This window comes from Streptomyces daliensis (genome assembly GCF_054782395.1).
The window spans coordinates 1-25,130 of sequence record NZ_BAAGSO010000098.1 but is presented as its reverse complement, the minus strand read 5'-3'; the positions used below and the strand labels follow the sequence as shown (position 1 = coordinate 25,130).

26 protein-coding genes and 1 rRNA gene are annotated in these 25,130 nt (G+C 71.3%); 11 read left to right on the top strand and 16 right to left on the bottom strand.

The window, feature by feature from the left end; translation table 11 throughout:
* The first annotated feature begins 4 nt into the window (after positions 1-4).
* The 3 genes from argS (at position 5) to ACYVOO_RS26140 (ending at position 4,580) form a co-directional block, all read left to right on the top strand.
* On the top strand, positions 5-1,795 hold the full coding sequence (gene argS, locus ACYVOO_RS26150) for an arginine--tRNA ligase (protein WP_461018158.1): 1,791 nt from the start codon (positions 5-7) through the stop codon (positions 1,793-1,795).
* 249 nt (positions 1,796-2,044) lie between these two features.
* Positions 2,045-3,802 (top strand): CocE/NonD family hydrolase, encoded by a 1,758-nt coding sequence (locus ACYVOO_RS26145; RefSeq protein WP_461018157.1) that lies wholly within the window; start codon positions 2,045-2,047, stop codon positions 3,800-3,802.
* Between the two features lie 94 nt (positions 3,803-3,896).
* The gene (locus tag ACYVOO_RS26140) at positions 3,897-4,580 is read left to right on the top strand and encodes a nucleoside/nucleotide kinase family protein (RefSeq protein ID WP_461018156.1); all 684 of its coding nucleotides are present in this window, start codon (positions 3,897-3,899) and stop codon (positions 4,578-4,580) included.
* Between the two features lie 115 nt (positions 4,581-4,695).
* Here ACYVOO_RS26140 and ACYVOO_RS26135 read toward each other — a convergent pair whose 3' ends face one another.
* Both ACYVOO_RS26135 and ACYVOO_RS26130 read right to left on the bottom strand, forming a co-directional pair.
* Complete coding sequence (locus tag ACYVOO_RS26135; protein ID WP_461018155.1) at positions 4,696-4,893, bottom strand: DUF397 domain-containing protein; 198 nt, start codon at positions 4,891-4,893, stop codon at positions 4,696-4,698.
* Complete coding sequence (locus tag ACYVOO_RS26130; RefSeq protein ID WP_461018154.1) at positions 4,893-5,705, bottom strand: helix-turn-helix domain-containing protein; 813 nt, start codon at positions 5,703-5,705, stop codon at positions 4,893-4,895. The genes ACYVOO_RS26135 and ACYVOO_RS26130 overlap by 1 nt, the downstream gene beginning before the upstream one ends.
* Positions 5,706-5,855: 150 nt before the next feature.
* Between ACYVOO_RS26130 and ACYVOO_RS26125 the strand changes: the two genes are divergently transcribed.
* From ACYVOO_RS26125 to ACYVOO_RS26105, 5 genes are all read left to right on the top strand, one after another.
* A complete protein-coding gene (locus tag ACYVOO_RS26125) occupies positions 5,856-6,164 on the top strand; it encodes a hypothetical protein (protein ID WP_461018153.1) in 309 nt (102 codons plus the stop codon).
* A complete protein-coding gene (locus ACYVOO_RS26120; protein ID WP_461018152.1) occupies positions 6,164-6,367 on the top strand; it encodes a hypothetical protein in 204 nt (67 codons plus the stop codon). The genes ACYVOO_RS26125 and ACYVOO_RS26120 overlap by 1 nt, the downstream gene beginning before the upstream one ends.
* 126 nt (positions 6,368-6,493) lie before the next feature.
* Entirely contained in the window at positions 6,494-6,865 is a 372-nt protein-coding gene (locus ACYVOO_RS26115) for a hypothetical protein (protein WP_461018151.1), read from the top strand.
* Between the two features lie 88 nt (positions 6,866-6,953).
* A complete protein-coding gene (locus tag ACYVOO_RS26110) occupies positions 6,954-7,613 on the top strand; it encodes an RNA polymerase sigma factor (protein WP_461018150.1) in 660 nt (219 codons plus the stop codon).
* Positions 7,610-7,999: a hypothetical protein gene (locus ACYVOO_RS26105; protein ID WP_461018149.1), complete on the top strand. Its 390-nt coding sequence runs from the start codon at positions 7,610-7,612 to the stop codon at positions 7,997-7,999. Before ACYVOO_RS26110 ends, ACYVOO_RS26105 begins: the two co-directional genes overlap by 4 nt.
* Before the next feature lie 160 nt (positions 8,000-8,159).
* Here the strand turns inward: ACYVOO_RS26105 and hemB are convergent, their stop codons facing one another.
* From hemB to ACYVOO_RS26075, 6 genes are all read right to left on the bottom strand, one after another.
* On the bottom strand, positions 8,160-9,149 hold the full coding sequence (gene hemB, locus ACYVOO_RS26100; RefSeq protein WP_461018148.1) for a porphobilinogen synthase: 990 nt from the start codon (positions 9,147-9,149) through the stop codon (positions 8,160-8,162).
* The gene (locus tag ACYVOO_RS26095) at positions 9,146-10,837 is read right to left on the bottom strand and encodes a bifunctional uroporphyrinogen-III C-methyltransferase/uroporphyrinogen-III synthase (protein WP_461018147.1); all 1,692 of its coding nucleotides are present in this window, start codon (positions 10,835-10,837) and stop codon (positions 9,146-9,148) included. Before ACYVOO_RS26095 ends, hemB begins: the two co-directional genes overlap by 4 nt.
* Positions 10,834-11,814: a hydroxymethylbilane synthase gene (hemC, locus tag ACYVOO_RS26090; RefSeq protein WP_461018146.1), complete on the bottom strand. Its 981-nt coding sequence runs from the start codon at positions 11,812-11,814 to the stop codon at positions 10,834-10,836. Before hemC ends, ACYVOO_RS26095 begins: the two co-directional genes overlap by 4 nt.
* Entirely contained in the window at positions 11,811-13,187 is a 1,377-nt protein-coding gene (locus ACYVOO_RS26085) for a glutamyl-tRNA reductase (RefSeq protein ID WP_461018145.1), read from the bottom strand. The genes hemC and ACYVOO_RS26085 overlap by 4 nt, the downstream gene beginning before the upstream one ends.
* Before the next feature lie 79 nt (positions 13,188-13,266).
* On the bottom strand, positions 13,267-14,100 hold the full coding sequence (locus ACYVOO_RS26080) for a redox-sensing transcriptional repressor Rex (protein ID WP_461018144.1): 834 nt from the start codon (positions 14,098-14,100) through the stop codon (positions 13,267-13,269).
* Between the two features lie 324 nt (positions 14,101-14,424).
* Positions 14,425-14,661: a glutaredoxin family protein gene (locus tag ACYVOO_RS26075; protein ID WP_453351001.1), complete on the bottom strand. Its 237-nt coding sequence runs from the start codon at positions 14,659-14,661 to the stop codon at positions 14,425-14,427.
* 79 nt (positions 14,662-14,740) lie between these two features.
* Here ACYVOO_RS26075 and ACYVOO_RS26070 point away from each other — a divergent pair, with 79 nt between their 5' ends.
* The 3 genes from ACYVOO_RS26070 to ACYVOO_RS26060 all read left to right on the top strand — a co-directional run bounded on the left by ACYVOO_RS26070 (position 14,741) and on the right by ACYVOO_RS26060 (position 18,679).
* Positions 14,741-15,715, top strand: a complete 975-nt coding sequence (locus ACYVOO_RS26070) for an HAD family hydrolase (protein WP_461018143.1) — start codon at positions 14,741-14,743, stop codon at positions 15,713-15,715.
* A 624-nt stretch (positions 15,716-16,339) separates the two neighbouring features.
* The gene (locus tag ACYVOO_RS26065; protein WP_461018142.1) at positions 16,340-17,182 is read left to right on the top strand and encodes an ECF subfamily RNA polymerase sigma factor, BldN family; all 843 of its coding nucleotides are present in this window, start codon (positions 16,340-16,342) and stop codon (positions 17,180-17,182) included.
* Positions 17,183-17,386: 204 nt separating this feature from the next.
* Complete coding sequence (locus ACYVOO_RS26060) at positions 17,387-18,679, top strand: DUF5667 domain-containing protein (protein ID WP_461018141.1); 1,293 nt, start codon at positions 17,387-17,389, stop codon at positions 18,677-18,679.
* Between the two features lie 96 nt (positions 18,680-18,775).
* On the opposite strand, the gene ACYVOO_RS26055 is transcribed toward ACYVOO_RS26060, so the two are convergent.
* The 8 genes from ACYVOO_RS26055 to rrf form a co-directional block, all read right to left on the bottom strand.
* Complete coding sequence (locus tag ACYVOO_RS26055) at positions 18,776-20,035, bottom strand: lysophospholipid acyltransferase family protein (RefSeq protein WP_461018140.1); 1,260 nt, start codon at positions 20,033-20,035, stop codon at positions 18,776-18,778.
* Positions 20,028-21,113: an NAD-dependent epimerase/dehydratase family protein gene (locus ACYVOO_RS26050; RefSeq protein ID WP_461018139.1), complete on the bottom strand. Its 1,086-nt coding sequence runs from the start codon at positions 21,111-21,113 to the stop codon at positions 20,028-20,030. Before ACYVOO_RS26050 ends, ACYVOO_RS26055 begins: the two co-directional genes overlap by 8 nt.
* A 267-nt stretch (positions 21,114-21,380) precedes the next feature.
* A complete protein-coding gene (locus tag ACYVOO_RS26045) occupies positions 21,381-21,527 on the bottom strand; it encodes a 30S ribosomal protein bS22 (RefSeq protein WP_453351007.1) in 147 nt (48 codons plus the stop codon).
* 148 nt (positions 21,528-21,675) lie between these two features.
* Complete coding sequence (locus ACYVOO_RS26040) at positions 21,676-21,885, bottom strand: helix-turn-helix domain-containing protein (protein ID WP_158677109.1); 210 nt, start codon at positions 21,883-21,885, stop codon at positions 21,676-21,678.
* A gap of 128 nt (positions 21,886-22,013) precedes the next feature.
* Positions 22,014-22,829 carry a phosphatase gene (locus tag ACYVOO_RS26035; protein ID WP_461018138.1) on the bottom strand — a complete coding sequence of 272 codons (816 nt, stop codon included), beginning with the start codon at positions 22,827-22,829 and terminating at the stop codon, positions 22,014-22,016.
* Between the two features lie 266 nt (positions 22,830-23,095).
* Positions 23,096-24,274, bottom strand: a complete 1,179-nt coding sequence (locus tag ACYVOO_RS26030) for an acetoin utilization protein AcuC (RefSeq protein ID WP_461018137.1) — start codon at positions 24,272-24,274, stop codon at positions 23,096-23,098.
* A 23-nt stretch (positions 24,275-24,297) separates the two neighbouring features.
* Positions 24,298-24,954, bottom strand: a complete 657-nt coding sequence (locus tag ACYVOO_RS26025) for an HAD family hydrolase (RefSeq protein WP_461018136.1) — start codon at positions 24,952-24,954, stop codon at positions 24,298-24,300.
* 103 nt (positions 24,955-25,057) lie between these two features.
* A 5S ribosomal RNA gene (gene rrf, locus ACYVOO_RS26020) occupies positions 25,058-25,130 on the bottom strand; the annotation flags it as partial.

Genomic DNA, 25,130 nt, shown 5'->3' with positions numbered 1-25,130 from the left:
CTCCATGGCCTCGGTCCCTTCTCTCGCCGCCACGGTCCACCAGCGCGTCGTGGACGCCCTCTCGGCTGCCCTGCCGGAGGCCGCCGGTGCGGATCCGTTGCTGCGACGCAGTGACAGGGCCGACTTCCAGGCGAACGGTCTGCTGGCCCTCGCCAAGAAGCTCAAGGGCAACCCGCGCGAGCTGGCCTCCCAGGTCGTCGGCGCGCTGCCGTCGGGCGGGGAGAACGGCGAGATCGCGGAGATCGAGGTCTCCGGCCCCGGCTTCCTGAACATCACCGTGGCCGACGCGGCGATCCTGCGCACCCTCGCCGCGCGCTACGAGGACGAGCGGCTCGGCGTGCCCGTCGCGGAGAACCCGGGCAGGACGGTGATCGACTACTCCCAGCCGAACGTGGCCAAGGAGATGCACGTCGGGCACCTGCGGTCCACGGTGATCGGCGACGCGATCGTGCAGATCCTGGAGCACCAGGGCGAGACCGTGATCCGGCGCCACCACATCGGCGACTGGGGCACCAACTTCGGCATGCTCATCCAGTACCTGATCGAGCACCCGCACGAGCTGGACCACGCGTCGGACTCCGAGGGCGCGAAGGACGAGGGCGAGGCCGCGATGGCCCGGCTGAACCGGCTCTACAAGTCCTCGCGCGCGGTCTTCGACTCCGACGAGGAGTTCAAGTCCCGCGCCCGGGACCGGGTGGTGCGGCTCCAGGCCGGTGACGAGGAGACGCTCGCCCTCTGGCACAAGATCGTCGACGAGTCGAAGACCTACTTCCAGGGGGTCTACGAAAAGCTGGACGTCGAGATCCGGGACGAGGACGTCGTCGGCGAGAGCGCCTACAACGACGACCTCATGAATGTCGTCAAGGAGCTGGAGGAGTCCGGCGTCGCCGTCCGCTCGGACGGCGCGCTGTGCGTCTTCTTCGACGACGTCAAGGGCCAGGACGGCACCCCGACCCCGCTGATCGTCCAGAAGTCCAACGGCGGCTTCGGCTACGCGGCCACGGACCTCGCCGCCATCCGGGACCGCGTGGGCACGCTGCACGCGGACAAGCTGCTCTACGTGGTGGACGCGCGGCAGGCGCTGCACTTCCGGATGGTCTTCGAGACGGCGCAGCGGGCCGGGTGGCTCCCGGAGGGCGCGGCACGGCAGCTCCCGTTCGGCACGGTGCTGGGCAAGGACGGCAAGCCGTTCAAGACCCGTGAGGGCGAGACGGTCCGGCTGGTGGACCTGCTGGACGAGGCGATCGGCCGCGCGACGGCGGTGGTGCGGGAGAAGAGCGAGAAGCTCGGCCTCTCCGAGGAGGAGATCACCGCCAACGGCGAGCAGGTCGGCATCGGGGCCGTGAAGTACGCGGACCTGTCGAACTCGATGACCCGGGACTACGTCTTCGACCTCGACCGCATGGTCTCCCTCCAGGGCGACACCAGCGTCTATCTCCAGTACGCCTACGCCCGGACGCGCTCGATTCTCCGCAAAGCGGCCGAGCAGGGCGCGGGCGGCCCGGTGCCGCACCCCGAGCTGGCGCTGGCACCGGCCGAGCGGGCGCTCGGGCTGCACCTGGACGAGTTCGGCGAGACCCTCTCCCAGGTCGCCGAGACGTACGAGCCGCACAAGCTGGCCGCCTACCTCTACGGCCTGGCGACGCTGTTCACCGGCTTCTACGACCAGTGCCCGGTGCTGAAGGCGCCGGACGCGGCCACCGTCGAGAACCGCCTCTTCCTGACCGACCTGACCGCGCGCACCCTCCACCAGGGCATGGCGCTGCTGGGCATCAGGACGCCTGAGCGCCTCTGACGCACGGGGCGCGCTCCCGTACGCTCCGCCGCCGTGGCGGCCCGGACACCTCCGTCCGGGCCGCCGCGGCGGTTTTCTGCCTGTTTTCCGGCTGCGCGGGTCCGGGCGGGGCGACAGCACTTGCTTGTGCTGTCACTTAATGACACTCTGACGTTCAGAGACAGCCACCACGGAAGTCCGCGCGCCGTGCCATGCCGTGCCGTGCTGTGCCGTCCAGACCTCCGTCGTGCCAGAGCCCTGGAGATGCAGATGAGGAAAGGCCCCACGGCCACTCGCGCCGCCCTCGCGTTGATCACCACGATCGCGCTGACCGGCACGCTCGCCACCGTCGCCGTGGCGACGTCCGACGAGGGCTCCGGCTCCGCGGACCAGGCGGTGGCCACCGCCACCGACGCCGTCACGCACGGGGAGAACGAGCGCGTCCCCGAGGGCGCGCGCTGGACGCAGCACTACTTCCCGTCCTCCGACGGCTCCAAGACCGAGCTGCACGCCGACGTCCTGCTGCCGGAGAAGCTCCCCGAGGGCAAGAAGGTGCCGGTCATCATGGCCGCGAGCGCCTACTTCGGGCACTCCGGCGAGACGAAGGACGAGGGCTGGAAGCAGCCAGGACCCTCAAAGCGCTTCCAGGACTTCATCGAGGGCACCGACCTGTTCAAGAAGGGCTACGCCTTCGTCATGGTGGACACCCGCGGCTTTGGCGGCTCCACAGGGTGCTTCGACCTCGGCGGGCCCGGCGACCAGGCCGACGTCAAGGCCGCGATCGACTGGAGCGCGAAGCAGCCGTGGTCCTCCGGCTCGGTGGGCATGTACGGCAAGTCCTTCGACGCCTGGACAGGGCTGCTCGGCAACAACACGAAGCACGGCGCGCTCAAGGCCGTCGTCGCCCAGGAACCGATCTGGGACCTGTACGAGCACTTCCACTCCCACGGCATACCCCGGCCGCACGGCGTCCTCGCGCCCAACACCTACAGCCAGATAGCGACGCTCCCGCAACTGCCCACCGACGACGAGCGGTACCGGAAGAACTCCCGCTACGAGGACAAGCACCCGGAGTGCGCAGCCGCCAACGCCGTCCTCCCCGCCATCGGCGACCCGGACGACACGTACTGGACCGACCGCAGCCCGGCCGGGAACGCCAAGGGCACCGACACCCCGCTGCTCTTCACCCAGGGGCTCCTGGAGCACAACACCAAGCCCTTGGGCATGCGGAAGTTCCTCGACAACCACAGCGGCGAGGAGCGCGGCTGGCTCGGCCCGTGGGACCACGTGCGCGGCAACGAGAAGACGGCGGACGGGCGCCTCGCCATGGGCCGCGAGGGCTGGTTCAAGGAGACGCTGGCCTTCTACGACGAGCACCTGAAGGGCGCCGAGCCCGAGAAGCGGTACCCGGACTTCGCCGTCCAGGACAACACCGGCAAGTGGCGCGCCGAGAAGTCCTGGCCCGCCGCCGACCGCACCGCGGCGCTCCGGCTCGGCGACGGCTCGTACGTGGACAAGGGCGCGGGCTCGGACGCGACGGGTCCGGGTGAGGGCGCCGACAGCACGGCCAGCTTCTTCGTCTGGTCAAAGCCCCTGGAGAGGGCCACACGGGTCACGGGCACCCCCAAGGTCTCCATGACGGCCGAGGGAGAGGGCAACGTGATGGTGAAGCTGTACGACGTGGACGCGAACGGTAAGGCCGTCATGTTCGACGAGCAGGTCTCCCGCCTGGACCGGGACCGCCTGGACCTCGATCTGAAGCCCGCCGACTGGACCCTGAAGGCCGGACACCGGCTCGCCGTGGAGATCGGCTCCGTCCAGACCGGCGAGTGGATCGACACCCCGTCCAAGCAGAAGGTCACGATCCAGGACGCCCGGCTCAGCCTGCCCCTGGACGACCCGTCCGCCGACACCCGCACCGGCGGCGACCGCGCCCCCTACCTCGACGTCTACACGAAGGGGAACACGGCGAAGCTGAAGCCAGGACCCGGCACGATCGAGCTGCCCCCGGTGTCCGGCCGCGACTGAGCCGTCAGGCACCGTGAAGTGGGCGTGCCACCGTACTCGTACGGTGGCACGCCCACTGACAGCTTCACGCGGTCCGAACCGAAGGCACCCCACCATGACCCCGCAGGAACTTCTGGCCCACGCCGGGCGCCTGGCCGTCCCCGGCGGCCCCCGGCGCATCCTCGGCATCGCCGGACCGCCCGGCGCGGGCAAGTCCACCCTCGCCGCCCACCTGGTGGACGCGCTCGGCCCGGACCGCGCCGTCCTCGTCCCCATGGACGGCTTCCACCTCGCCGACACCGAACTGCGCCGCCTCGGCCGCGCCGACCGCAAGGGCGCCCCCGACACCTTCGACCCGTACGGCTACGCCGCGCTGCTGCGTCGGCTCCGGGAGCGGCGGCCCGACGAGACGGTGTACGCGCCCGCGTTCGAGCGCGACCTGGAACAGCCCGTCGCGGGCAGCATCCCCGTGCCGCCCGAGGTCCCCCTCGTCGTGACCGAGGGCAACTACCTCCTCCTGGACGACGGCGAAGACGGCCCCTGGCACGCGGCCCGCGCCCTGCTCGACGCCTGCTGGTGGGTCGCCCTGGACGATGCCGAACGCGTCCGGCGCCTCATCGCCCGCCATGTGGAGTTCGGCAAGGGCGCGTCGGAGGCCGAACGCTGGGTCCTGCGCTCCGACGAGGCGAACGCGCGACTGGTGGCACCGGGCCGCGAACGGGCCGACGTAGTAGTCGAGTTCGGCCCTGGCGAGGCTCCCGCTCCCCGCGAAGCGAACGGCTCCGGCGCGCTGGGGTAACCCGTACGGGTGTTGCCTGGCGCCCAGGCAACGGCCCCACGGGTTCGACCGCCGCACGCGCGAAGGACCCGCTCCCCCTGCTTGGGGAGCGGGCCCTCCTGCGATACGGATGGGGTCACGCCTCGCGCCGCACGGCTCCGACGAACGCGGACCACGCGGCGGCGGATACGACGAGGGCGGGCCCCTCGGGGCGCTTGCTGTCCCGCACGGGGACGACGCCGGGGAAGCCGTCGGCGACCTCGACGCAGTTGCCGTCGCCACCGTGGCTGTAGCTGGACTTGCGCCAGGTCACCTTGCTTCCAAGGTTGTGCATCACGCTGTGAACTCCTTCAAGACGCGCTCGATGAACAGCAGCGAGTCGGGTGGCGAGAGCGCTCTGTCGCGCAGCCGATCGTAGGAGACACGATGCAGGTTGACACTCTCGATTTCCTCCTCAAGAGTCCCGAATTTGTTGCCCTCTAGATAGGCAACGGCTTTACCGTCCGGCAGCCAGAGCAGTGACAGCGATCCGCCCAAGAGGTCGTGCGTACCTGCCGTGAAAGGCAGGACTTGCACCACCACGTCTGTCTCCGCCAACTCGATGAAGTAGGCCAACTGGCCGCGCCAGACATCCGGATCGGCGACGGGGCGTCGTAGCAAGCCCTCGTCAAGGATCACTCGGACGTACGGCGGGGACTCACGGTCGAATACTCCCTTTCGACTCATCCGAGCCGTTACCTGTTCTTCTACCTGGCCTCTCAGGCTGGGCTCCATGGAGAACAGAGAGCGCGCATAGTCCTCCGTCTGCAACAACCCCGGAATCGCTTGCGCGTACTTGTACATGGATGTGGCCACGGCCTCGTACGCGATGAAGTCCTTGTACACCGCCCGGAAGACGTCGTGCTGCGCCAACCGCCACAGGTCGCGAAGCAACTCACCCGTCTCGTAATACGCGTCAAGATCGACCATCACCTGCCGCTTCGACAGCCGTTCCCCGGACTCCAGGCGGCTCAGGTAGCTCTTGTCGTACGAGGCGTCCTCCGCGAGCTGGCCCAGCGACTTCCCGGCGCGCTCCCGCAGCATCCGCAACGTCCGCGCCAGCGTGCCCCGCGCCGACTCCTCGTCTCCGACGAGTTCCTCCCCCATCACGCCCTCCTGTTGTCTCTCGCGCAGACAACGCCATCCCCCTGGCGCGCCGCACTCGCACACGGTGAGGCTCTGAGTACACCAGGTCATCACCCCTTGTCGCAGGGGGTTTCGGGAGAAGCGAGGGCGTTCGCCATGCCAACATCATTCGTGCGACGCACACTTCGGGCGCTATGGAGCCGCGTACGGGCCCACCCACCGAGTCATCCCCGCCCCGTACGACGGCGCCTCGTCCTGTGCGCCTTCGAGCCTCCGCACCCGCCCCCGCACCTGCGTCGCAACCCACGCTGGGGCCCGCCGCTCGACGGCCGCGCCTCGGCGCTCGTCCGCCCGTACTACGTCGCGTACGAGACGGCGCAGGCGCAGCGCGAACGCCGTACCGCGCTGGCTCTCGCGCTCGACGGGGTGGACGTGGGCCCGTGGCTCATCCACGGCGTGCCCGTGGGAGGCGGTCGGTGATGCTGACGATCAAGGTCTACCGCGTCCGTGAAGACGGCACCCGCACCCGCCTCCTGCGCGACATCACGGTCATCGGCCCCCGCAACACGACCCCGCTCCCCCTGAGCATCGGCTATCCGCCCTGCCGCTGCCCGCGCTGCCGGAGTCAGGCTCCCGGCCGCACGGGTCCCGGGCCGGAGGAGCGACGGCGCCGACCTGAGTGAAGGTGCCCGTGAAAACATCGCGGCGACCCGCAACCTCCCCGGGGCCCGGACGTCTGTCGGGGTGAAGGCGCCTTCGTTCGACCCAGCCGAGCCCGACCCCGACCACGACCACGAATCGAGAACCACATGTCCCTGCGTCATGTCTCCCCCCGCAAGGCCCTGGCCGCGGTGGCGGCCATCGCGGCTCTCGCCCTGGGCGGTGGCACGTTGGCACACGCCGCCACCACAGAGCCCACCCCGGCCCCGGCCCCGGCCAAGTCCGATTCCGCTCAGGCCGAGCAGACGGCGCCCGACAAGGGCCCGGCCCCGGCCCCCGGCAAGGGCGAGCGCGAAGCCCCGACCCCCGCTCCCCCCAAGGGCAAGCAGGAGACCTCGACCCCCGCACCCGCCAAGGGCGAGCACGAAGCACCGACCCCGGCCCCGGCACCCGAGAAGGGCGAACACGAAGCACCGACCCCGGCCCCGGTCCCGGACACCGCTCGCCCGGCTGCGAAGTGATGCCGCAGCGCAGGCAGTAGCCGCAAGCCGCAGGAAGGCCGCCGGGCTGATCACCCGGCGGCCCTCACGCCCCGCGTCCAGGAGAGCCATGAGGACAGCGACGTACCCGGTCGTCCCCGCCTTCCCCGCCACCGGCGCACTGCGCCGTGGCTGGGAGCGCCTGCTGCGCGGGCTCCTGGCCCGTACGGGGCAGCCGCCGCCCGGGGTCCGGCAGCCGGTCGTCCCCGTGCCGACCGCGCCCCTCTCCACGCCGGGCGAGCCCCACCCCGCGATCGACGACCTGTACCACCACCGCCGCCTGGACCTCGTCCGTCTCGCGCTGTTCCTCGTCGACGATCTGCCGACCGCCGAGGACGTCGTGCAGGACGCCTTCGCGGCGCTCTTCCGCAGACACGGCGCCCAAATGAGAGGCGTGGACGACCCGGAGGCGTACCTGCGGACGAGCGTGGTGAACCGCTCCCGTTCCGTGCTGCGCCGCCGCAGAACGGCCCGCGCGCACATACCCGAGCGCGAGGGCCACGTCCCGCCCGTCGACGAGCACGTCCTGCTGCGCGAGGAGCACCGCGAAGTGCTCGAAGCGCTCAGGCGGCTCACCCGGCGCCAGCGCGAGGTGCTCGTGCTGCGCTACTGGTCCCACCTCACCGAGGCCCAGATCGCCACCACCCTTGATCTCTCGCGCGGCGCGGTCAAGTCCACCGCCAGCCGGGCGCTGGACGCACTGAGCAGACAGTTGGGAGGTTCCCGATGACCCCGAAGGACGGGCACGGTCCCGGCCCCGGCCCCGATCCCGGTCCCCGGCAGGAACTGCTCGAAGAACGGCTGCGCGACGCGCTGGACGCACGGGCGCGCATGGTCGGCCCTGATTCCCTGCGGCGCGCGACCCCGCCGTCCGAGCAGGTGGGCAGGCGTTTCCCCATCCGTGCGACCGCACTGACCCTGCTCGCGCTCGCGGCGGCCCTGGCCGGCGTCCTGCTGGCTGTGGGCTGGGTCGAACGCCAGGGAGGGGAAGCCCCCGTCGAACCGGCGCACCCGCACGAGAGGACCACCCGGCCGTCGTCGCCGGCACCGTCGCCGTCGCCACCGTCGTCGCAGGCGCCGTCGGACGCGGCGTCACCCTCACCCGCGCCCGACTGACAGCCAGTTCCGCCAGTGGGGTTCGACGACGGCCGCGATGCCGGGTCCGCAGGGCACGGAAGGCCCCTCGCGGACCCGGGCGAACGCGAAACCGCCCCCGCCCGGACCCGGCATCCCGGGCCCCGGACGGGGGCGGATCGTCACGACACGGCGCGAGGTGTCAGAGGCGGCGCGCGGCCTCCGTCGCCCAGTAGGTGAGGATCATGCTCGCCCCGGCCCGCTTGAAGCCCGTGAGCGCCTCCATGATCGCGGCGTCGCGGTCGATCCAGCCCTTCTCGGCGGCGGCCTCGATCATCGCGTACTCGCCGGAGATCTGGTACGCGCCCACCGGCACGTCCGCCGCCTCCGCCACGTCCCGCAGCACGTCCAGGTAGGGAAGGCCCGGCTTGACCATGACCATGTCGGCGCCCTCTTCCAAGTCGAGGGCCAGTTCGCGCAGGGCCTCGCGGCCGTTGGCCGGGTCCTGCTGGTACGTCTTGCGGTCGCCCTGGAGCGACGAGCCGACGGCCTCGCGGAACGGCCCGTAGAACGCCGAGCTGTACTTCGCGGTGTACGCGAACAGCGACACGTCCACGTGCCCGGAGGCGTCCAGCGCGCGGCGTACGTGGCCGATCTGGCCGTCCATCATGCCGCTGGGGCCCAGCACGTGGGCGCCCGCCTCGGCCTGGGCGCGGGCCATGTCGGCGTACCGCTCCAGCGTCGCGTCGTTGTCGACGCGGCCCGAGGCGTCCAGGACACCGCAGTGGCCGTGGTCGGTGAACTCGTCGAGGCACAGGTCGGACATGACCACCAGATCGTCGCCGACCTCGGCGCGCACGTCGCGCAGCGCCACCTGGAGGATGCCGTCCGGGTCCGTGCCGCAGGTCCCCGTCGCATCCTTGTCCTCGTCCCTCGGGACGCCGAACAGCATGATCCCGCCGACCCCGGCCGCGACGGCCTCCGCCGCGGCCTTCTTCAGCGTCTCGCGGGTGTGCTGGACGACCCCCGGCATGGACGAGATCTCCACCGGCTCGACGATCCCGTCCCGCACGAAAGCGGGCAGGATCAGGTCCGCCGGATGCACCCGGCTCTCCGCGACCATCCGGCGCATGGCCGGGGTGGTGCGGAGGCGGCGCGGGCGCGCCCCCGGGAAGCTGCCGTACGTGCTCACGATGTCCGTGCCCTCCTCCTGGCCGGGCGCTTCTCGCTCGGCCGCTTCACCGGGTCACCCGCCTCCACGGCATCGGCACGGCGCTGGGCGCCGTAGTCCGCCAGCGCCTCGGCGAGCTTGTGCACGGAAGGCTCGGGCGACATGACGTCGACGCGCAGCCCGTGCTCCTCGGCCGTCTTGGCGGTGGCGGGGCCGATACAGGCGATGACCGTCACGTTGTGCGGCTTGCCCGCGATGCCGACCAGGTTCCGCACCGTCGAGGACGAGGTGAACAGGACCGCGTCGAAGCCGCCGCCCTTGATGGCCTCGCGGGTCTCGGCGGGCGGCGGCGAGGCGCGCACCGTACGGTACGCCGTCACGTCGTCCACCTCCCAGCCCAGCTCGATGAGCCCGGCCACCAGCGTCTCGGTGGCGATGTCGGCGCGCGGCAGGAAGACGCGGTCGATCGGGTCGAAGACCGGGTCGTAGGGCGGCCAGTCCTCCAGCAGCCCCGCGGCCGACTGCTCGCCGCTGGGCACCAGGTCCGGCTTCACGCCGAAGGCGATCAGCGCCCTGGCGGTCTGCTCGCCCACGGCCGCGACCTTGATCCCCGCGAAGGCGCGGGCGTCGAGCCCGTACTCCTCGAACTTCTCGCGCACGGCCTTGACCGCGTTCACGGAAGTGAAGGCGATCCACTCGTAGCGCCCGGTGACCAGGCCCTTCACCGCGCGTTCCATCTGCTGCGGGGTGCGCGGCGGCTCGACGGCGATGGTGGGCACCTCGGCCGGTACGGCGCCGTAGGAGCGGAGCTGGTCGGAGAGCGAGGCGGCCTGTTCCTTGGTACGCGGCACCAAAACGTTCCAGCCGAACAGCGGCTTGGACTCGAACCAGGCCAACTGGTCCCGCTGCGCCGGCGCGCTGCGCTCGCCGACCACGGCTATGACGGGCTGGCCCCCGTCGGCGCTCGGCAGCACCTTCGCCGACTTGAGCGTCTGCGCGATGGTGCCGAGCGTGGCGCTCCAGGTGCGCTGCCGGGTGGTGGTGCCCGCCGCCGTCACCGTCAGCGGGGTGTCCGGCTTGCGGCCCCCCGCCACCAGTTCACCGGCGACGGAGCCGACCGCGTCCAGCGTGGTGGACACCACGACGGTCGCGTCGCTGGCGCCGACCTCGGTCCAGCACCGCTCGTCAGCGCCAGCGGCGTCGATGAAACGCACGTCGGTGCCCTGCGCGTCCCGCAGCGGCACACCGGCGTACGCGGGCACGCCGACGGCGGCGGCGACACCCGGCACGACCTCGAAGGTGATGCCCTCTGCGGCGCAGCTCAGCATCTCGCCGGCCGCCTCCGCGTCCAGGCCAGGGTCCCCCAGTACCGCACGGACGACCCGCTTGCCCGACCGCGCGGCGGCCATGGCAAGATCTCCCCCAACGCCAGCGGCGACAGGGCCAGTTGGGCCTTCGTCGGCATGCGCCTGGAGCGGTGTGTCCACGCCTGCCCGCGCGTGGGTACGCACCACGTCGTACACCTGTGGGTCGGCGACGAGCACCTCGGCCTGCGACAGCGCCTCGACGGCGCGCAATGTCAGCAGACCCGGGTCTCCTGGCCCGGCACCCAGGAAGGTGACGTGCCCATGCGCACCGTAGAGGTGCTGTTTTCTCGACGTGCTCGACGTTCTCGACGTGCTCGGCTTGTGGGCGGCGGTGGGGCTCAAAGTGCTCGCTCCCCCATCAGACCGGCCGCACCCTTGGCGAGCATCTCGTCGGCGAGTTCGCGGCCCAGGGCCACTGCCTCGTCGGCGGACGCCGGTACGGAACCGGTGGTGGACAGCTGCACCAGCGTCGAGCCGTCGGTCGTGCCGACGACGCCACGCAGGCGCATTTCGGTGACAACCTGCCCCTCGACAAGCAGGTCGGCCAGCGCGCCCACAGGGGCGCTGCAGCCGGCCTCCAAAGCGGAGAGCAGGGTTCGCTCGGCCGTGACGGCGACCCGCGTGTACGGGTCGTCGAGCTCGGCGAGCTGGGCGGCCAGGTGCGTGTTGGCCGCGGCACACTCGACGGCCAGCGCCCCCTGGCCGGGGGCGGGAAGAACCGCGTCCGGGGTCATCAGCTCGGTGGCCTCGTCGAGGCGGCCGATGCGTCGCATCCCGGCTGCGGCGAGCACGACAGCGTCGAGCTCGCCTGAGCGCACGTACCCGATACGCGTGTCTATATTCCCCCTGATCGGAACCGTCTCGACCTCGACGCCCAACGAGCGCGCCCAGGCGTTGAGCTGCGCCATGCGGCGCGGAGAGCCCGTGCCGACGCGCGCGACGCGCTCCGACGAGCGGGCCAGACCTTCGAAATCCAGACCGTCGCGTGCCACCAGCGCGTCGCGCGAGTCCTCGCGCTCCGGCACGGCGGCCAGGGTCAGGTCGTCGGGCTGCGCGGTGGGCAGGTCCTTGAGGGAGTGCACCGCGAAGTCGATCTCACCACTCAGCAGAGCGTCGCGCAGCGCGGACACGAAGACACCGGTACCGCCGATCTGGGCGAGGTGCTCCTTGCTGGTGTCCCCGTACGTGGTGATCTCGACCAGCTCGACGGGGCGCCCGGTGAGCTGGCGCACCTGCTCGGCCACGATTCCCGACTGGGCCATGGCGAGTTTGCTGCGGCGGGTGCCCAGCCTCAGTGACTGGACTTGCGTATTGCTCATTGCCGCTCCTGTTCCGGCTTGCTGACAGCGGCGACCGCCTGCGGGTCGAGGTCGAAGAGTTCGCGCAGCGCGTCCGCGTACCCGGCGCCGCCGGGCTCCCCCGCGAGCTGCTTGACGCGCACGGTCGGCGCGTGGAGGAGCTTGTCGACGACGCGGCGCACGGTCTGCGTGATCTCGGCGCGCTGCTTGTCGTCCAGCCCGTGGAGCCGCCCCTCCAGGCGGGCCATCTCGCTGGCGACGACATCGGCGGCCATTGTGCGCAGGGCGACCACGGTGGGGGTGATCGTCGCGGCACGCTGGGCCGCGCCGAAGGCGGCGACCTCCTCGCTGACGATGCCGCGCACCGCGTCGACGTCGGCGGCCATGGGCGCGTCGGCCGACGCCTCGGCGAGCGACTCGATGTCGACGAGCCGGGCGCCCTCGACGCGGTGCGTCGCGGCGTCGATGTCCCGGGGCATCGCGAGGTCGAGCAGCGCGATCCGCTCGGTACCGGCGCCGGCTCCGGCGCTGGCCTTCGCGGGGTCCGGCTGCCGCTGGGCGAGCGCCGTCCCGATGTCGTCGGCCGTCAGCACCAGGCCCGTCGCGCCCGTGCAGGACACGACGATGTCGGCGCGCGGCAGCTCGGCGAGGACCCCGTCGATCGGCAGGGCCCGCGACTCCGACAGCGCGCCCGTGCCGCCGGCGCCGAGGCTCGCGGCGAGGCGCTGGGCCCTGTCCAGGGTCCGGTTGGCGATCACCAGTTCGGCGACACCGGCCCGCGCGAGCGTGGTGGCCGCGAGGGAGGACATGGAGCCCGCGCCGATGACCAGCGCGCGCTTGCCGCGCACCCACTGCTCGACGGGCGCCCCGGCTGCCAGCTGCTCCAGGCCGAAGGTGACCAGCGACTGGCCCGCCTTGTCGATGCCCGTCTCGGCGTGCGCGCGCTTCCCGACGCGCAGCGCCTGCTGGAACAGCTCGTTGAGCAGCCGCCCCGCCGTGTGCCGGCCCTGGCCGACGGCGAGCGCGTCCTTGATCTGGCCGAGGATCTGCCCCTCGCCGACGACCATCGAGTCCAGGCCGCAGGCCACCGAGAACAGGTGGTGGACGGCCCGGTCCTCGTAGTGGACGTAGAGGTACGGGGTCAGTTCCTCCAGGCCGACGCCGCTGTGCTGCGCCAGCAGCGTGGACAGCTCGGCGACACCGGCGTGGAACTTGTCCACGTCGGCGTACAGCTCGATGCGGTTGCACGTGGACAGCACGACGGCCTCGGCCGCCGGCTCGGCGCTCACGGCGTCCTGGAGCAGCTTGCCGCGCGTCTGCGGCGCCAAGGCGGCACGTTCCAGCACGCTGACGGGAGCGCTGCGGTGGCTCAGTCCGACGACGAGCAGACTCATGCCCGGCCTCCGATCGGCGCGGGACAGCCCTCGCCCGAGGCAGGGGCGCGCCCTTCCACGATTCGCTCGCTCCGCTCGCTCATGCCGGCATCACGGCGGGGACGTCCCCGTCAGGACCGGACTCGGTGCGCTTGTCGGCACGCTTGTCTGCGTCGGCGGCCTCGGCGCGCTTCTCGGCGCGCTTGGTGACGGCCGCGGCGGGCGGTGCCGCGGGGGGCGCCGTCTCCTCCTCCTCGGGGGCCTCCTCGCCCGCCTTGCGCTGCTCGTGGAAGGCGAGGATCTGAAGCTCTATGGAGAGGTCCACCTTGCGCACGTCCACGCCCTCGGGCACGGAGAGCACGGTGGGCGCGAAGTTGAGGATGGAGGTGATCCCGGCTGCGACGAGACGGTCGCACACCTGCTGGGCCGCACCGGCCGGGGTGGCGATCACTCCGATGGAGACGCCGTTGTCCGAGATGATCTTTTCCAGCTCGTCCGTGTGCTGGACCGCGATGCCCGCGACCGGCTTGCCCGCCAGCCCGGGGTCGGCGTCTATCAGCGCGGCCACCCGGAACCCGCGGGAGGCGAAGCCCCCGTAGTTGGCCAGCGCTGCGCCGAGGTTGCCGATACCGACGATGACGACGGGCCAGTCCTGGGTCAGGCCCAGCTCGCGTGAGATCTGGTAGACGAGGTACTCGACGTCGTAGCCGACACCACGCGTCCCGTAGGAGCCCAGGTACGAGAAGTCCTTGCGCAACTTCGCCGAATTGACCCCCGCCGCCGTCGCCAGTTCCTCGGACGAGACCGTGGGCACCGAACGCTCGGAGAGCGCCGTGAGCGCCCGCAGGTACAGCGGAAGACGGGCGACGGTGGCCTCGGGGATGCCTCGGCTGCGACTCGTCGTCGCCGGTCGGTGATTTCGGCCAGTTGCCACGGTGCTCCTGCCGGTTGCGCGAAGCGGTGAGCGGTCATGCGCGAGGCGCGCGCCCGGACCGCTCCGTCGCGCCCAGGCTATGCCTTTGTGAACGCGTGCACAAAGATGGTGTCCGCTTTGTCCGGTCAACGTGACCGGCGCCACACGCACCAAGGGGGACACGCGGCCACACTCCTCACGTATACGCCCCCGGACGGCAAAACGACCTCGATGGTAGTCGAATCCGGACCGGGCCCTGAACGCACGGACGACGCCCCGCACCACCACGTCGTGCCACGTCAGGCGCCCGAAGGGCCCCGCGGGAGCCGTCGCCGCGACCCTCGGTCAGCCCTCGATCGCCTTCCGCAGCCGCTGGGGGTCCACCCGCCAGAAGTCGTGCTGCGCGCCGTCCACGAGGACAACCGGGATCTGCTCCCAATACTTCCTGTACAGCTCCTGGTCCTGGTTGATGTCCCTCTCTTCCCAGGAGGCCCCGGTCTCCGCACAGACGCGCACGACGACGTCCCGCGCGACGTCGCACAGATGGCAGCCGGGCTTTCCGATCAGCGTGACAGTCTTCATACGGCCATTCTGCCGCCCGGCACGTCCCGGACATCCGCCCGTAACGGACCCCACGCGCGGACTGACTATGCTCGATCGCATGTCCCTTCCCCTGCCCTCCTGGCTCACCCGGCGCCGTCGCGCCGCCACCGCACGGAGCGTGCTCGCGGGCGAGGCCGCCGCCGAGGCGGCCCGCCAGCAGGAGCTGGAGCAGCAGAAGGAACTGGCCCGCGAGGCGGCGGTACGCAGCGCGGACGAGGGCACGGCGGAAGGCCCGGCGGAGCCGGAGTTCCCCGTCGCGGGCGACACCCGCGCCGCGGCCTTCTTCGACCTCGACAACACCGTCATGCAGGGCGCCGCGCTCTTCCACTTCGGCCGCGGCCTCTACAAGCGGAAATTCTTCCGCAAACGCGAACTCGCACGCTTCGCCTGGCAGCAGGCGTACTTCCGGATGGCGGGCACCGAGAACGCGGGACACATGGAGGACGTCCGCTCCAGCGCCCTCTCCATCGTCAAGGGCCACCGCGTCTCCGAGCTGATGGCCATCGGCGAGGAGATCTACGACGAGTACATGGCCAGCCGCATCTGGCCCGGCACCCGCGCCCTCGCGCAGGCCCACCTCGACGCGGGCCAGAAGGTCTGGCTCGTCACGGCGGCCCCCGTCGAGACCGCGACGATCATCGCCCGCCGCCTCGGCCTCACCGGAGCCCTCGGTACCGTGGCCGAGTCCGTGGGCGGCGTCTACACCGGCAGGCTCGTCGGCGAACCCCTGCACGGCCCGGCCAAGGCGGAGGCCGTACGCGCCCTCGCGGCGGGCGAGGGCCTGGACCTGACGCGCTGCGCCGCCTACAGCGACTCGGCGAACGACATCCCGATGCTCTCGCTCGTCGGCCACCCGTACGCGATCAACCCGGACAGCCGTCTGCACGAGCACGCCCGCGAGCAGGGCTGGCGGCTGCGCGACTACCGCACGGGGCGCAAGGCGGCCAAGGTCGGCATCCCCGCGGCCGCGGGGGTCGGCGCGGTGGCGGGCGGCGCCGCAGCGGCGGTGGCGATCCAGCGCCGCCGCCGCTGAGCCGGGGCCGCTGAGCCGGGGCCGCTGAGCCGGGGCCGCGACACGGCGGGAGGGTCACCGGCTCGACTCACGTGACCCGGCGCCGCGCGCCCTCTCTCCCCAGCCACGGCCGTTTCCCTCCTGACCGTCGCTGATCCCCCGTGACCGCCCGTGATCCCGCCGTGCCGTAACCGGCCGCACATACCGGCTTACGAGTGGGCCTTGACGCGCCCTCGCGGCGCCCGTCGGCCCGACCTGCCCGACGCCCTCGGCGACAGCGCTCCCGCGCCCCCGCACAGCCCCTCGCGGCCCCGCCACGACCCGGGCCACGCCTGCGCGAGCGGGCAATTCAGCAGTCTTACCCCCGCGCAGGGCCTGCCAGTCGCCCGGTGCCCGCTCGGGCACAAAAGATCAGCCGGGCGACAAGCCCGGGCTCAGTACCGATCAAAACCAGGCTCTCGTTCGATTTGCGCTCGACTGCCAATACGGACCAGACCAAACCGAATCGACGATTTCAGCAACTAGGTGTAGTGCTGCCTGTACGAAGCGTTATTCTCCTCAGACGCAATCCGGAACCCTCACGTCCCTACACCGGGCGAACGGTCCCGCACTGCACGTGATGGAAGCTCTGCCTCTGGGAGTCCCGTGTACCCACACGTCGGGGTTGACGCCTCGGGCCTGGCTACGCTGCGCAACACGGTCGACACAGCCGTCGGCCAGTTGCGCACATTCGTCCCCACCGCGTACGCCGTCCCTGCCCTCGCCGCAGCCGCACCTGTCCCCGCACCCCCCTGCTACGCCTTGGCCGACCGCGCCACCAACGCCGCCACGGGCGCCGCGAACTCCACCGCGACCACCACCACCGCGACCGTCAGGAGACGGTCACGCGGCGGAGCCTCCGGCACCTCCACAGCGCGCCGTCCCGCGGCTTCGGACACCGACAGCCGCCGCATGATGGACCTCGTCGAACGCGCCCAGGACGGCGAGTCCGAAGCCTTCGGGCGCCTCTACGACCAGTACAGCGACACCGTCTACCGCTACATCTACTACCGCGTCGGCGGCCGGGCGACCGCCGAGGACCTCACCAGCGAGACCTTCCTGCGCGCCCTGCGCAGGATCGGCACGTTCACCTGGCAGGGCCGCGATTTCGGCGCCTGGCTGGTCACCATCGCGCGCAACCTCGTCGCCGACCACTTCAAGTCGAGCCGCTTCCGCCTCGAAGTGACCACCGGGGAGATGCTCGACGCGAACGAGGTCGAACGCAGCCCCGAGGACTCCGTCCTGGAGTCCCTCTCCAACGCCGCCCTGCTGGAGGCCGTACGCAAACTCAACCCCCAACAGCAGGAGTGCGTCACGCTCCGATTTCTCCAGGGCCTCTCGGTCGCGGAGACGGCCCGCGTGATGGGCAAGAACGAGGGCGCGATCAAGACCCTCCAGTACCGCGCCGTGCGCACCCTGGCCCGCCTTCTGCCGGACGACGCACGATAACCGCAGGTGACGGCACGTGCGCCCGCGGTCACATCATCGTGACTCCGTAACCCGACTGGCTTTCCGCTCGTTGTGGGGATTGCAGACTTCCCACAGGCGTGACGCGCACCGTCTCCTTCACTCGATCGGGTGGACCCGGGTGTGTCACGCAACCTTTCCTGTGCGGTGGGGAGTCGACCGTGCTGACGAGAGGAGGTGCCGCCCGTGATCGGATCCGTATCGGCGAGCCGACGGGCAAACGCCTTCGCCCAGGCCCTGGACGAGCAGTTGCTCGACGAGGCCACGGCGGCCGACCAGACGGCGGGCGACGGAGTCACGGGGGCCGCTCCGCCCGAGCGTCCGCCCGAGCGCGTTGCCATGGCGGGCGGCAGTCCCGAGGACATGCTGCTGCTCGCCCTGGCGGACGGGCTCGGGGCCCTGCCCCAACCCGAGTTGGACCCAGAGGTCAAGACCGTCCAGCGTGCGCGGCTCATCGCCGCCATGGAGACCGCCTTCGCCGAAGGCGGCTCGGCCGCGGGCAGCGGCCGGCTCCCCGAGCAGCGCGGACCGCGCTCGGGAAAAGGCACGCACCGTGCCACGGGGCTCGGTCCACTGGGCAAGCTCCGCCCCAGGTCACGGCTCGCCAAGGGCCTCACGGCGGGCGGCCTGGGAGTCGGGGTGGCGGCCGGCGCCCTCGGCGGGGTCGCGGCGGCGAGTTCGGACGCCCTCCCCGGTGATTCCCTCTACGGCCTCAAACGGGGCATGGAGGACCTCAAGCTCGATGTCACCGATGTCACCGGCGGCGACACGGACCGGGGCAAGGTCTATCTGGACCACGCCTCGACCCGGTTGCAGGAGGCGCGGCGCCTCCTGGAGCGCGGCCGCTCGGGCGAGCTGGACCACGAATCGCTCGGCGAAGTGCGCAAGGCCCTCGCGGGCATGCGGCACGACGCGACGGAGGGCCACAAGCTGCTCAGCGCCGTGTACGAACGGGACGGCGACATCGGCCCCATGCAGTCGCTCTCCTCGTTCTCCAAGAGCCACCGCGCGACGTGGTCCCAGCTCAGGGACCGGCTCCCCGTGCAGCTCAGGGACGTGGGCGATGAGGTGAGTTCGGTCTTCGACGCCATAGACAGCGACGTCGGCCCGCTGGAGCGGCTGTTCCGCGGCTCCCCCGAAGGCGCCCCCCAGGAGCGCCGCTCGGAAGCGCCGGAACGCACGGAGGACGGCGGGTCCTCGCCCCGCCCCACCCCCTCCGCCTCGGAGGGCACGGACGGGCGCACGGGCGGCGGCCAGGAGAAGCCCTCCCCCTCCGGCTCGGAGTCGCGGGACGACGGGCTCCTCGGCGGAGGCGGCATCCTCGATCCGTCGAAGAAGCCGCAGCAGCGGGACGAGCCGTCCCGGCCGGGTAAGAAGGACTCCTCGGAGCCCAGCCTCCCGGACACGGACATCACGCTCCCGCCCATCGTTCCCGAGGTGCTTCCCGGGCTCAACGACCTGTCGAAGGGCGGGGAGTAGCCCAGCAGCCCGCACACGACGGAACACGGAACACGGGAAACGGCCGCGCGGCACCCGCCGCGCGGCCGTTTCGCGTCTGCCGTGGATACGGGCCCGTCAGAAGAAGACCGAGCGGCGCTGCACCAGCAGCTTGTAGAGCGTGTGCTGAATGGTTTCTCTCACCTGGTCCGTGAGGTTGAACATCAGCATCGGATCGTCGGCAGACCCCGGCGGATAGTCGTCCGTCGCGATCGGTTCGCCGAACTGGATCGTCCACTTCGTCGGCAGCGGCAGCGCGCCCAGCGGCCCCAGCCACGGGAAGGTCGGCGTGATCGGGAAGTACGGGAAGCCCAGCACCCGCGCCAGCGTGCCCGCGTTGCCGATCATGGGGTAGATCTCCTCGGCCCCGACGATCGAGCACGGCACGATCGGCGCCTTCGTCCGCAGCGCCGTCGAGACGAACCCGCCCCGCCCGAAGCGCTGGAGCTTGTAGCGGTCGGCGAAGGGCTTGCCGATGCCCTTGAACCCCTCGGGCATCACCCCCACGACCTCGCCCCGCTCCAGCAGCTTCTCCGCGTCCTCGGCACAGGCCAGCGTGTGGCCCGCCTTCCTGGCCAGCTCGTTCACCACCGGCAGCATGAACACCAGATCCGCGGCCAGCAGCCGCAGATGCCGGTTCGCCAGATGGTTGTCGTGCACGGCGACCTGGAGCATCAGCCCGTCGAGGGGCAGCGTCCCCGAGTGGTTGGAGACGATCAGCGCCCCGCCCTCGTCGGGTATGTTCTCGACGCCCCTGACCTCGACGCGGAAGTATTTCTCGTAGACGGGCCGCAGCACCGACATCAGCACCTGGTCGGTCAGATCCTGGTCGTAGCCGAAATCGTCGACCTCGTACTCGCCCGTGATCCGCCGCCGCAGGAACGCGAGCCCCTGCGCCGCCTTACGGTCCCAGCCTGCGCCGAGGACCCTGTCGACGAGCCCGGGGCCCGGCGGCCCGGCCGCCTCCCGCGCGTCGTCCGCGGCGGAAGCGGACCCGGAACCGGACGGGCCGGTCCCCGTGTCCTCGGCCGGGTGCGGATGGCCCTCTTCGCCCCCGTCGCCCCCGGCCGCTTCCCGGCCGCCGCGACCCGCGTGGCCCGCCTGCCCGTTGTCCCCCACCCGGTCCTCCGCCTGCTGCTGCCCCGGCACCGCCGACAGGGGCGGGGCGAGCGGCGCCGACTGCTCGGCTGCGGAAGCGGCGGCGTTGGCAGCGGCGGCCTTGCGACGGCGGGAAGCGGTCGCCCTGCCGCTGCCGCTGCCCCGCCCGCCGCGCGGGCGGTCGCCGCGTTCACCACGGTCCCGGTCGTCGTCGAAGGGGATGACCTTCGCATCAGCCATGCTGGCGGACCTCCTCGGGCTTCTCGTGCGGCTCCGCGCCACCGGCCCGCGGCAGCGCCGAGGCGAACCGGTCGACGGTACGGGCGAGCACTGCGGGCGGCAGCAGCCCCGCTCCTCTGCTCTGGGCGAAGGCCGCGAGCGTCTCCGCCGTGGTGTACCGCGGCTCGAAGCCCAGGCTTTCGCGCATCAGTGTCGTCCGCACGACCCTGCCATGGGTCAGCAGCCGTATCTGCTCGGGCGAGAAATCCGTAGCTCCCACGGAACGCAAAGCGGACCTCCCCCACCTGATCGCGGGCAACAGCAGCGGCAGCGTCGGCCGACCCAGCCGGCGCGCACACTGGGACAGCAGCAGCACCCCGTCCCCCGCGACATTGAAGGTACCCGCGTTCAGCGTTCCCTGCCTCGGCTCCGCCGCCGCCAGCCGCAGCACCTCGATCGCGTCGTCCTCGTGGACGAACTGCAACCGGGGGTCGTAGCCGAGCACCGTCGGCAGGACGGGCAGTGCGAAGTACCCCGCGAGGGGCGAGTCAACCGAGGACCCCAGGATGTGCGCAAAGCGCAGCACCGTCACCGACACGTCAGGGCGGCGCCGGGCGAAGCCCCGCACATATCCCTCGGCCTCCACCGCGTCCTTCGCGAAACCGCCGCTGGGCAGCGACTTGGGCGGGGTGTTCTCGTCGAAGATCGCCGGATCGCGTGGCGCGCCGCCGTACACGCTCGTCGTGGACTGCACCACGAGGCGGCTCACCGAGGGCGACTTCTGGCAGGCGCCGAGCAACTGCATCGTGCCGATGACGTTGGTCTCCTTGACCGACGTACGGCTGCCGCCCCGCGCCGCCAGCGGGGTGCCGTGGATGTCCATATGGACGACGGTGTCCACCGCGTACTCGCCGAGGACCTTGGCGATGGCGGGCTGCCGGATGTCGGCCCGGACGAAGTCGGCCCCGCCGAGATGGTGCGCGGGCGGCAGCGCGTCGACGCCGATGACCCGGTCGACGTCGGGCTCCCGCTGGATACGGCGCACGAAACGGCCGCCCAGTTGCCGGGCCACTCCGGTGACGAGCACGACCTTGCCCAAGATCCCTCCCTGACGGATGCACCCTCGGGGTCCGAACCGGGAACGCCCGCGACCGCCCCCGGAACACGTGTTCCCAGGGTCACCGTATCCGGTGGAGATTGCGCTGTGATGACCACGCGCTGCGGGCTGTGACGACTGCCCAACTCGCGATGTCGCCGCACACCCGCAAAAAGCCGCACACAAACAGAACCGCCGCCCTTCCCCCGGCCCGCGCGGTGTGCGCGATACGGAGAAAAGGCGGCGGTCAGCAGCGTGTGAGGCGCTCGCTCACTTCTTGTTGCGACGCTGAACTCGCGTGCGCTTGAGGAGCTTACGGTGCTTCTTCTTAGCCATCCGCTTACGCCGCTTCTTGATAACAGAGCCCACGACAACCCTCGCTAACGGATCAACCCCACTGGCGCGGGGAGAACTCATTTCGAATCACTCGGTGCGGGGCGTCCGAGCCCACACGACCTACATGGGTTCAGCCTACCTGTCACCGGGTGAAGCTCGTAATCCGAGGGTCGCCGCGGGGCTCATACTCGGTCGGACCGTGCACGACCAGTACCGGAGTGCTGGTCGATCAGGCGGTCTCTACCCCCACATAGGACTCTTGGAGATATTCATGGACGGCCTGCTCTGGGACCCGGAAGGACCTCCCCACCCGGATCGCCGGCAGATGACCGCTGTGCACCAGCCGGTACACGGTCATCTTGGACACTCGCATCACCGAGGCGACTTCCGCCACGGTCAGAAAGTTGACCTCATTCAGAGGTCCCTTGCCAGCAGCCATGTCACACCTGAACCTTCCGCACATGTCGGGCACCGGCTTCCCCTCCGGTGACTCCTGCTCGCATGCGCGCTCCTCCCCAGATTAGGGGCGGGTGATGCAAGTGGGGAAGAGGAGTAGCGATCGGCCTCCTACTGTGACAGACACGCTCGATTGAGTACATAGCGAGTAAGCGGGCGGTAGTAATCGGACCGCACAGCGTCATCAAGCGGAACGGCCACGGACACCCGCCCCTCCGCCTGTCCGACGAAGAGCGCCGGATCGTCCGTATCCGCGAGCCCCATCGCCTCGATACCGAGCTGACCTGCCGCGCAGACCCAACCGTGGTCCCCGATGACCAGCTCCGGCAGGGGCTTGCCCTCCACTACGGCAGCCGCCAGAGCCGCCCGAAGAGGGAGGGGGGAGTGGGTGTGTGCGCCCGGCGCACCGAGGTCCGGGCGAGCGCCCTCCTCGTGGACCAACGCGACTCCCCGTACGTAAGAGAGGTTGTACGCGCGTACCCCGAATCGGGTCGTTATGTCGATACGTTGCCCCTGCGCGGGTCCTAGAACAGGACAGCCCGCCGCCGAGAGCGCTGAGGCCAATGTGGCGTAGAAGCCCAGGAGTCGATCAGGGTGCCCGGTCCCGAACAGCACCGGAACCCGCCGCTCAGCAGCGCACCTGACCCGTTCCGCGAAGGCGTCGAGGGCCGCGATGGTGCGGTTGGGGTCGATTCTGTCCTGCCCGGAAACAGTAGCGGGATCACCCGAGACCCCGCACTGACTTGCCATGAGCGCGACCAACTCGGGGACGCTCCACTCCCCTTCGGGCTCCAGGCCGATCAGGGCACGAGGGTCCCGGGCCGCGAACATCCGGTACCGCTGGAGGCTCTTCTCACGGGTCGTCGCGATCGGCCCCGCGAGACGCGCGGCCAGCAGATGCGCGCGCAGGGCGCCAACACTCAACACGCCGCCCATGGTTGCCCCCGCACGCCCCCGCGACGGCGCCAACGCGGCGGCTGTCACTCCCCGAACCCTTGTCGGGACCGCCCCTCGGGAACCGCCGAACGGCACCGTCGCGCGGCGGCGTTGTACAGAAACGCCGTACGGTACCGGCCAGCTCGAGGCGCATGGAAGCACACCCACGGCTCACGGCCGGGCCGACGCGCCTGCCCGAGGCCGGTCCGGGACCCGCCCCCGCCCCGTTCCCCGCCTGCTCCGCGCCCGTTCCGGGCCTACGGCAGCAGCCCGTGTGCCGGAAAGACCGCGTTCCGGGCCGCCCTTACGGCCTGGTCCAGCGCGTCGGCCGGGTCGTACCCCCGCTCCCAGCCCCGCCACTCGGGCTCCCGCCCGTCCGTCATCCGCATCGGCGCGACGTTGCTCCCCGTCCGCGCGTACACCATCCGCCGCCACGCCTCCGGCACCTCCGTCTCCGGTGCCACGGGCGCGCCCGCCGCGATCGACACCAGATGGGTCCAGGTGCGCGGCACGACGTCGACCACCGCGTAACCGCCGCCGCCCAGCGCCACCCACCGGCCGGCCGCGTACCGGTGCGCCCAGTCGTGGCAGGCCGCGGCGGCGACGCGCTGGGCGTCGACGCTGACGGCGAGGTGCGCGAGGGGGTCCTCGAAGTGGGTGTCGGCGCCGTGCTGGGTGACCAGGACCTGCGGCGCGAACGCGTCGAGCAGCTCGGGCACGACCGCGTGCAGCGCCCGCAGCCAGCCCCCGTCCCCGGTGCCGGGCGGCAGCGCGACGTTGACGGCGCTCCCCTCGGCGCCGTCGCCCCCGGTCTCCTCCGACCAGCCCGTGCCGGGGAAGAGGACGCGGGGGTGCTCGTGCAGCGAGATCGTCAGCACGCGCGGGTCGTCCCAGAACGCCGCCTGCACGCCGTCCCCGTGGTGCACGTCCACGTCGACGTACGCGACGCGCTCGACGCCCAGCTCCAGGAGCCGCGCGATGGCGAGGGACGCGTCGTTGTAGACGCAGAAACCGGAGGCGGCGCCGGGCATCGCGTGATGCAGCCCACCGGTGAAGTTCACCGCGTGCGCCACGTCCCCCCGCCACACGGCTTCCGCGCCACCGACGGACTGGCCGACGATCAGCGCCGACGCCTCGTGCATCCCGGCGAACGCGGGGTCGTCCGTGGTGCCGAGCCCGTAGGAACCGTCGGCGGAGCCGGGGTCGGCGGATACGCGGCGTACGGCGTCGATGTAGTCCTGCCGGTGCACGAGCCGCAGCGTCGAGTCGCCCGCGGCCCGCGCCGAGACCACCTTCAGCCCGGCCTCGCGCTCCAGGCCCAGGGCCTCCACCAGCCGCATCGTCAACGCGAGCCGGACCGGGTCCATCGGATGCCCGGAACCGAAGTCGTAGCCGGTGACTGCCTCGTCCCACATCAACTGTGCGCCGCCGCTCATGCAGGCCACCGTACCGGCCTCGATCAGCGCGGCAGCAGCCCCATGAGCCCCGGCAACTGCGCGGGATCCGTGAAGAGCGCGGTCGCCTCGGCCAGCTTCTCCTTCGGCGTCATCGCCGCGTACCCGTACACGTCCATCCCGGCCGCGACGGCGGCCCGTACCCCGAGCACGCTGTCCTCGACGACGGCGCAGCGCGCTGGCGGCACTCCCATCCGCGCGGCGGCATGCAGGAACAGATCGGGCGCCGGCTTGCCGCGGCCGACGTCCTGGGAGCTGAAGATGCGCTCCTCGCCGAAGTGGTCGTAGAGCCCGGTCGTGTGCAGCGCGACGCGGATCCGCTCGTGACTCCCCGACGACGCGACGCAGTACGGCACGCCCTGGGACGCCAGCTCTACGAGGATGTCGCCGATGCCCGGCACGGGTGCCAGCTCGCGTCGGAACGCGTCGAAGACCCGGCTGTGGAAGACCTCGTCGAAGTCCTCGGGGAGCTGCTTTCCGGAGCGTTCCCTGACGAGGTCGTGGACGCGGTGCACGGCCGCGCCCATGTAGTCGCGGAGGGAGTCCTCGTACGAGGTGGGGTGCCCCAGTTCGGTGAGGTAGCCCGCGAGAATGCGGTTGGACAGCGGCTCGCTGTCGACCAGGACTCCGTCGTTGTCGAAGATGACCACGTCATAACGCATTCGGCCAGCCTACGTGCCCTGGAATGGGAGCCATTGTTTTCGGGCATGCAAAAAGCCCCTGGCCTCAGTGTCTGAACACTGAGACCAGGGGCCTCTAAAAATTGTTCGGCGGCGTCCTACTCTCCCACACGCTCCCGCATGCAGTACCATCGGCGCTGAAAGGCTTAGCTTCCGGG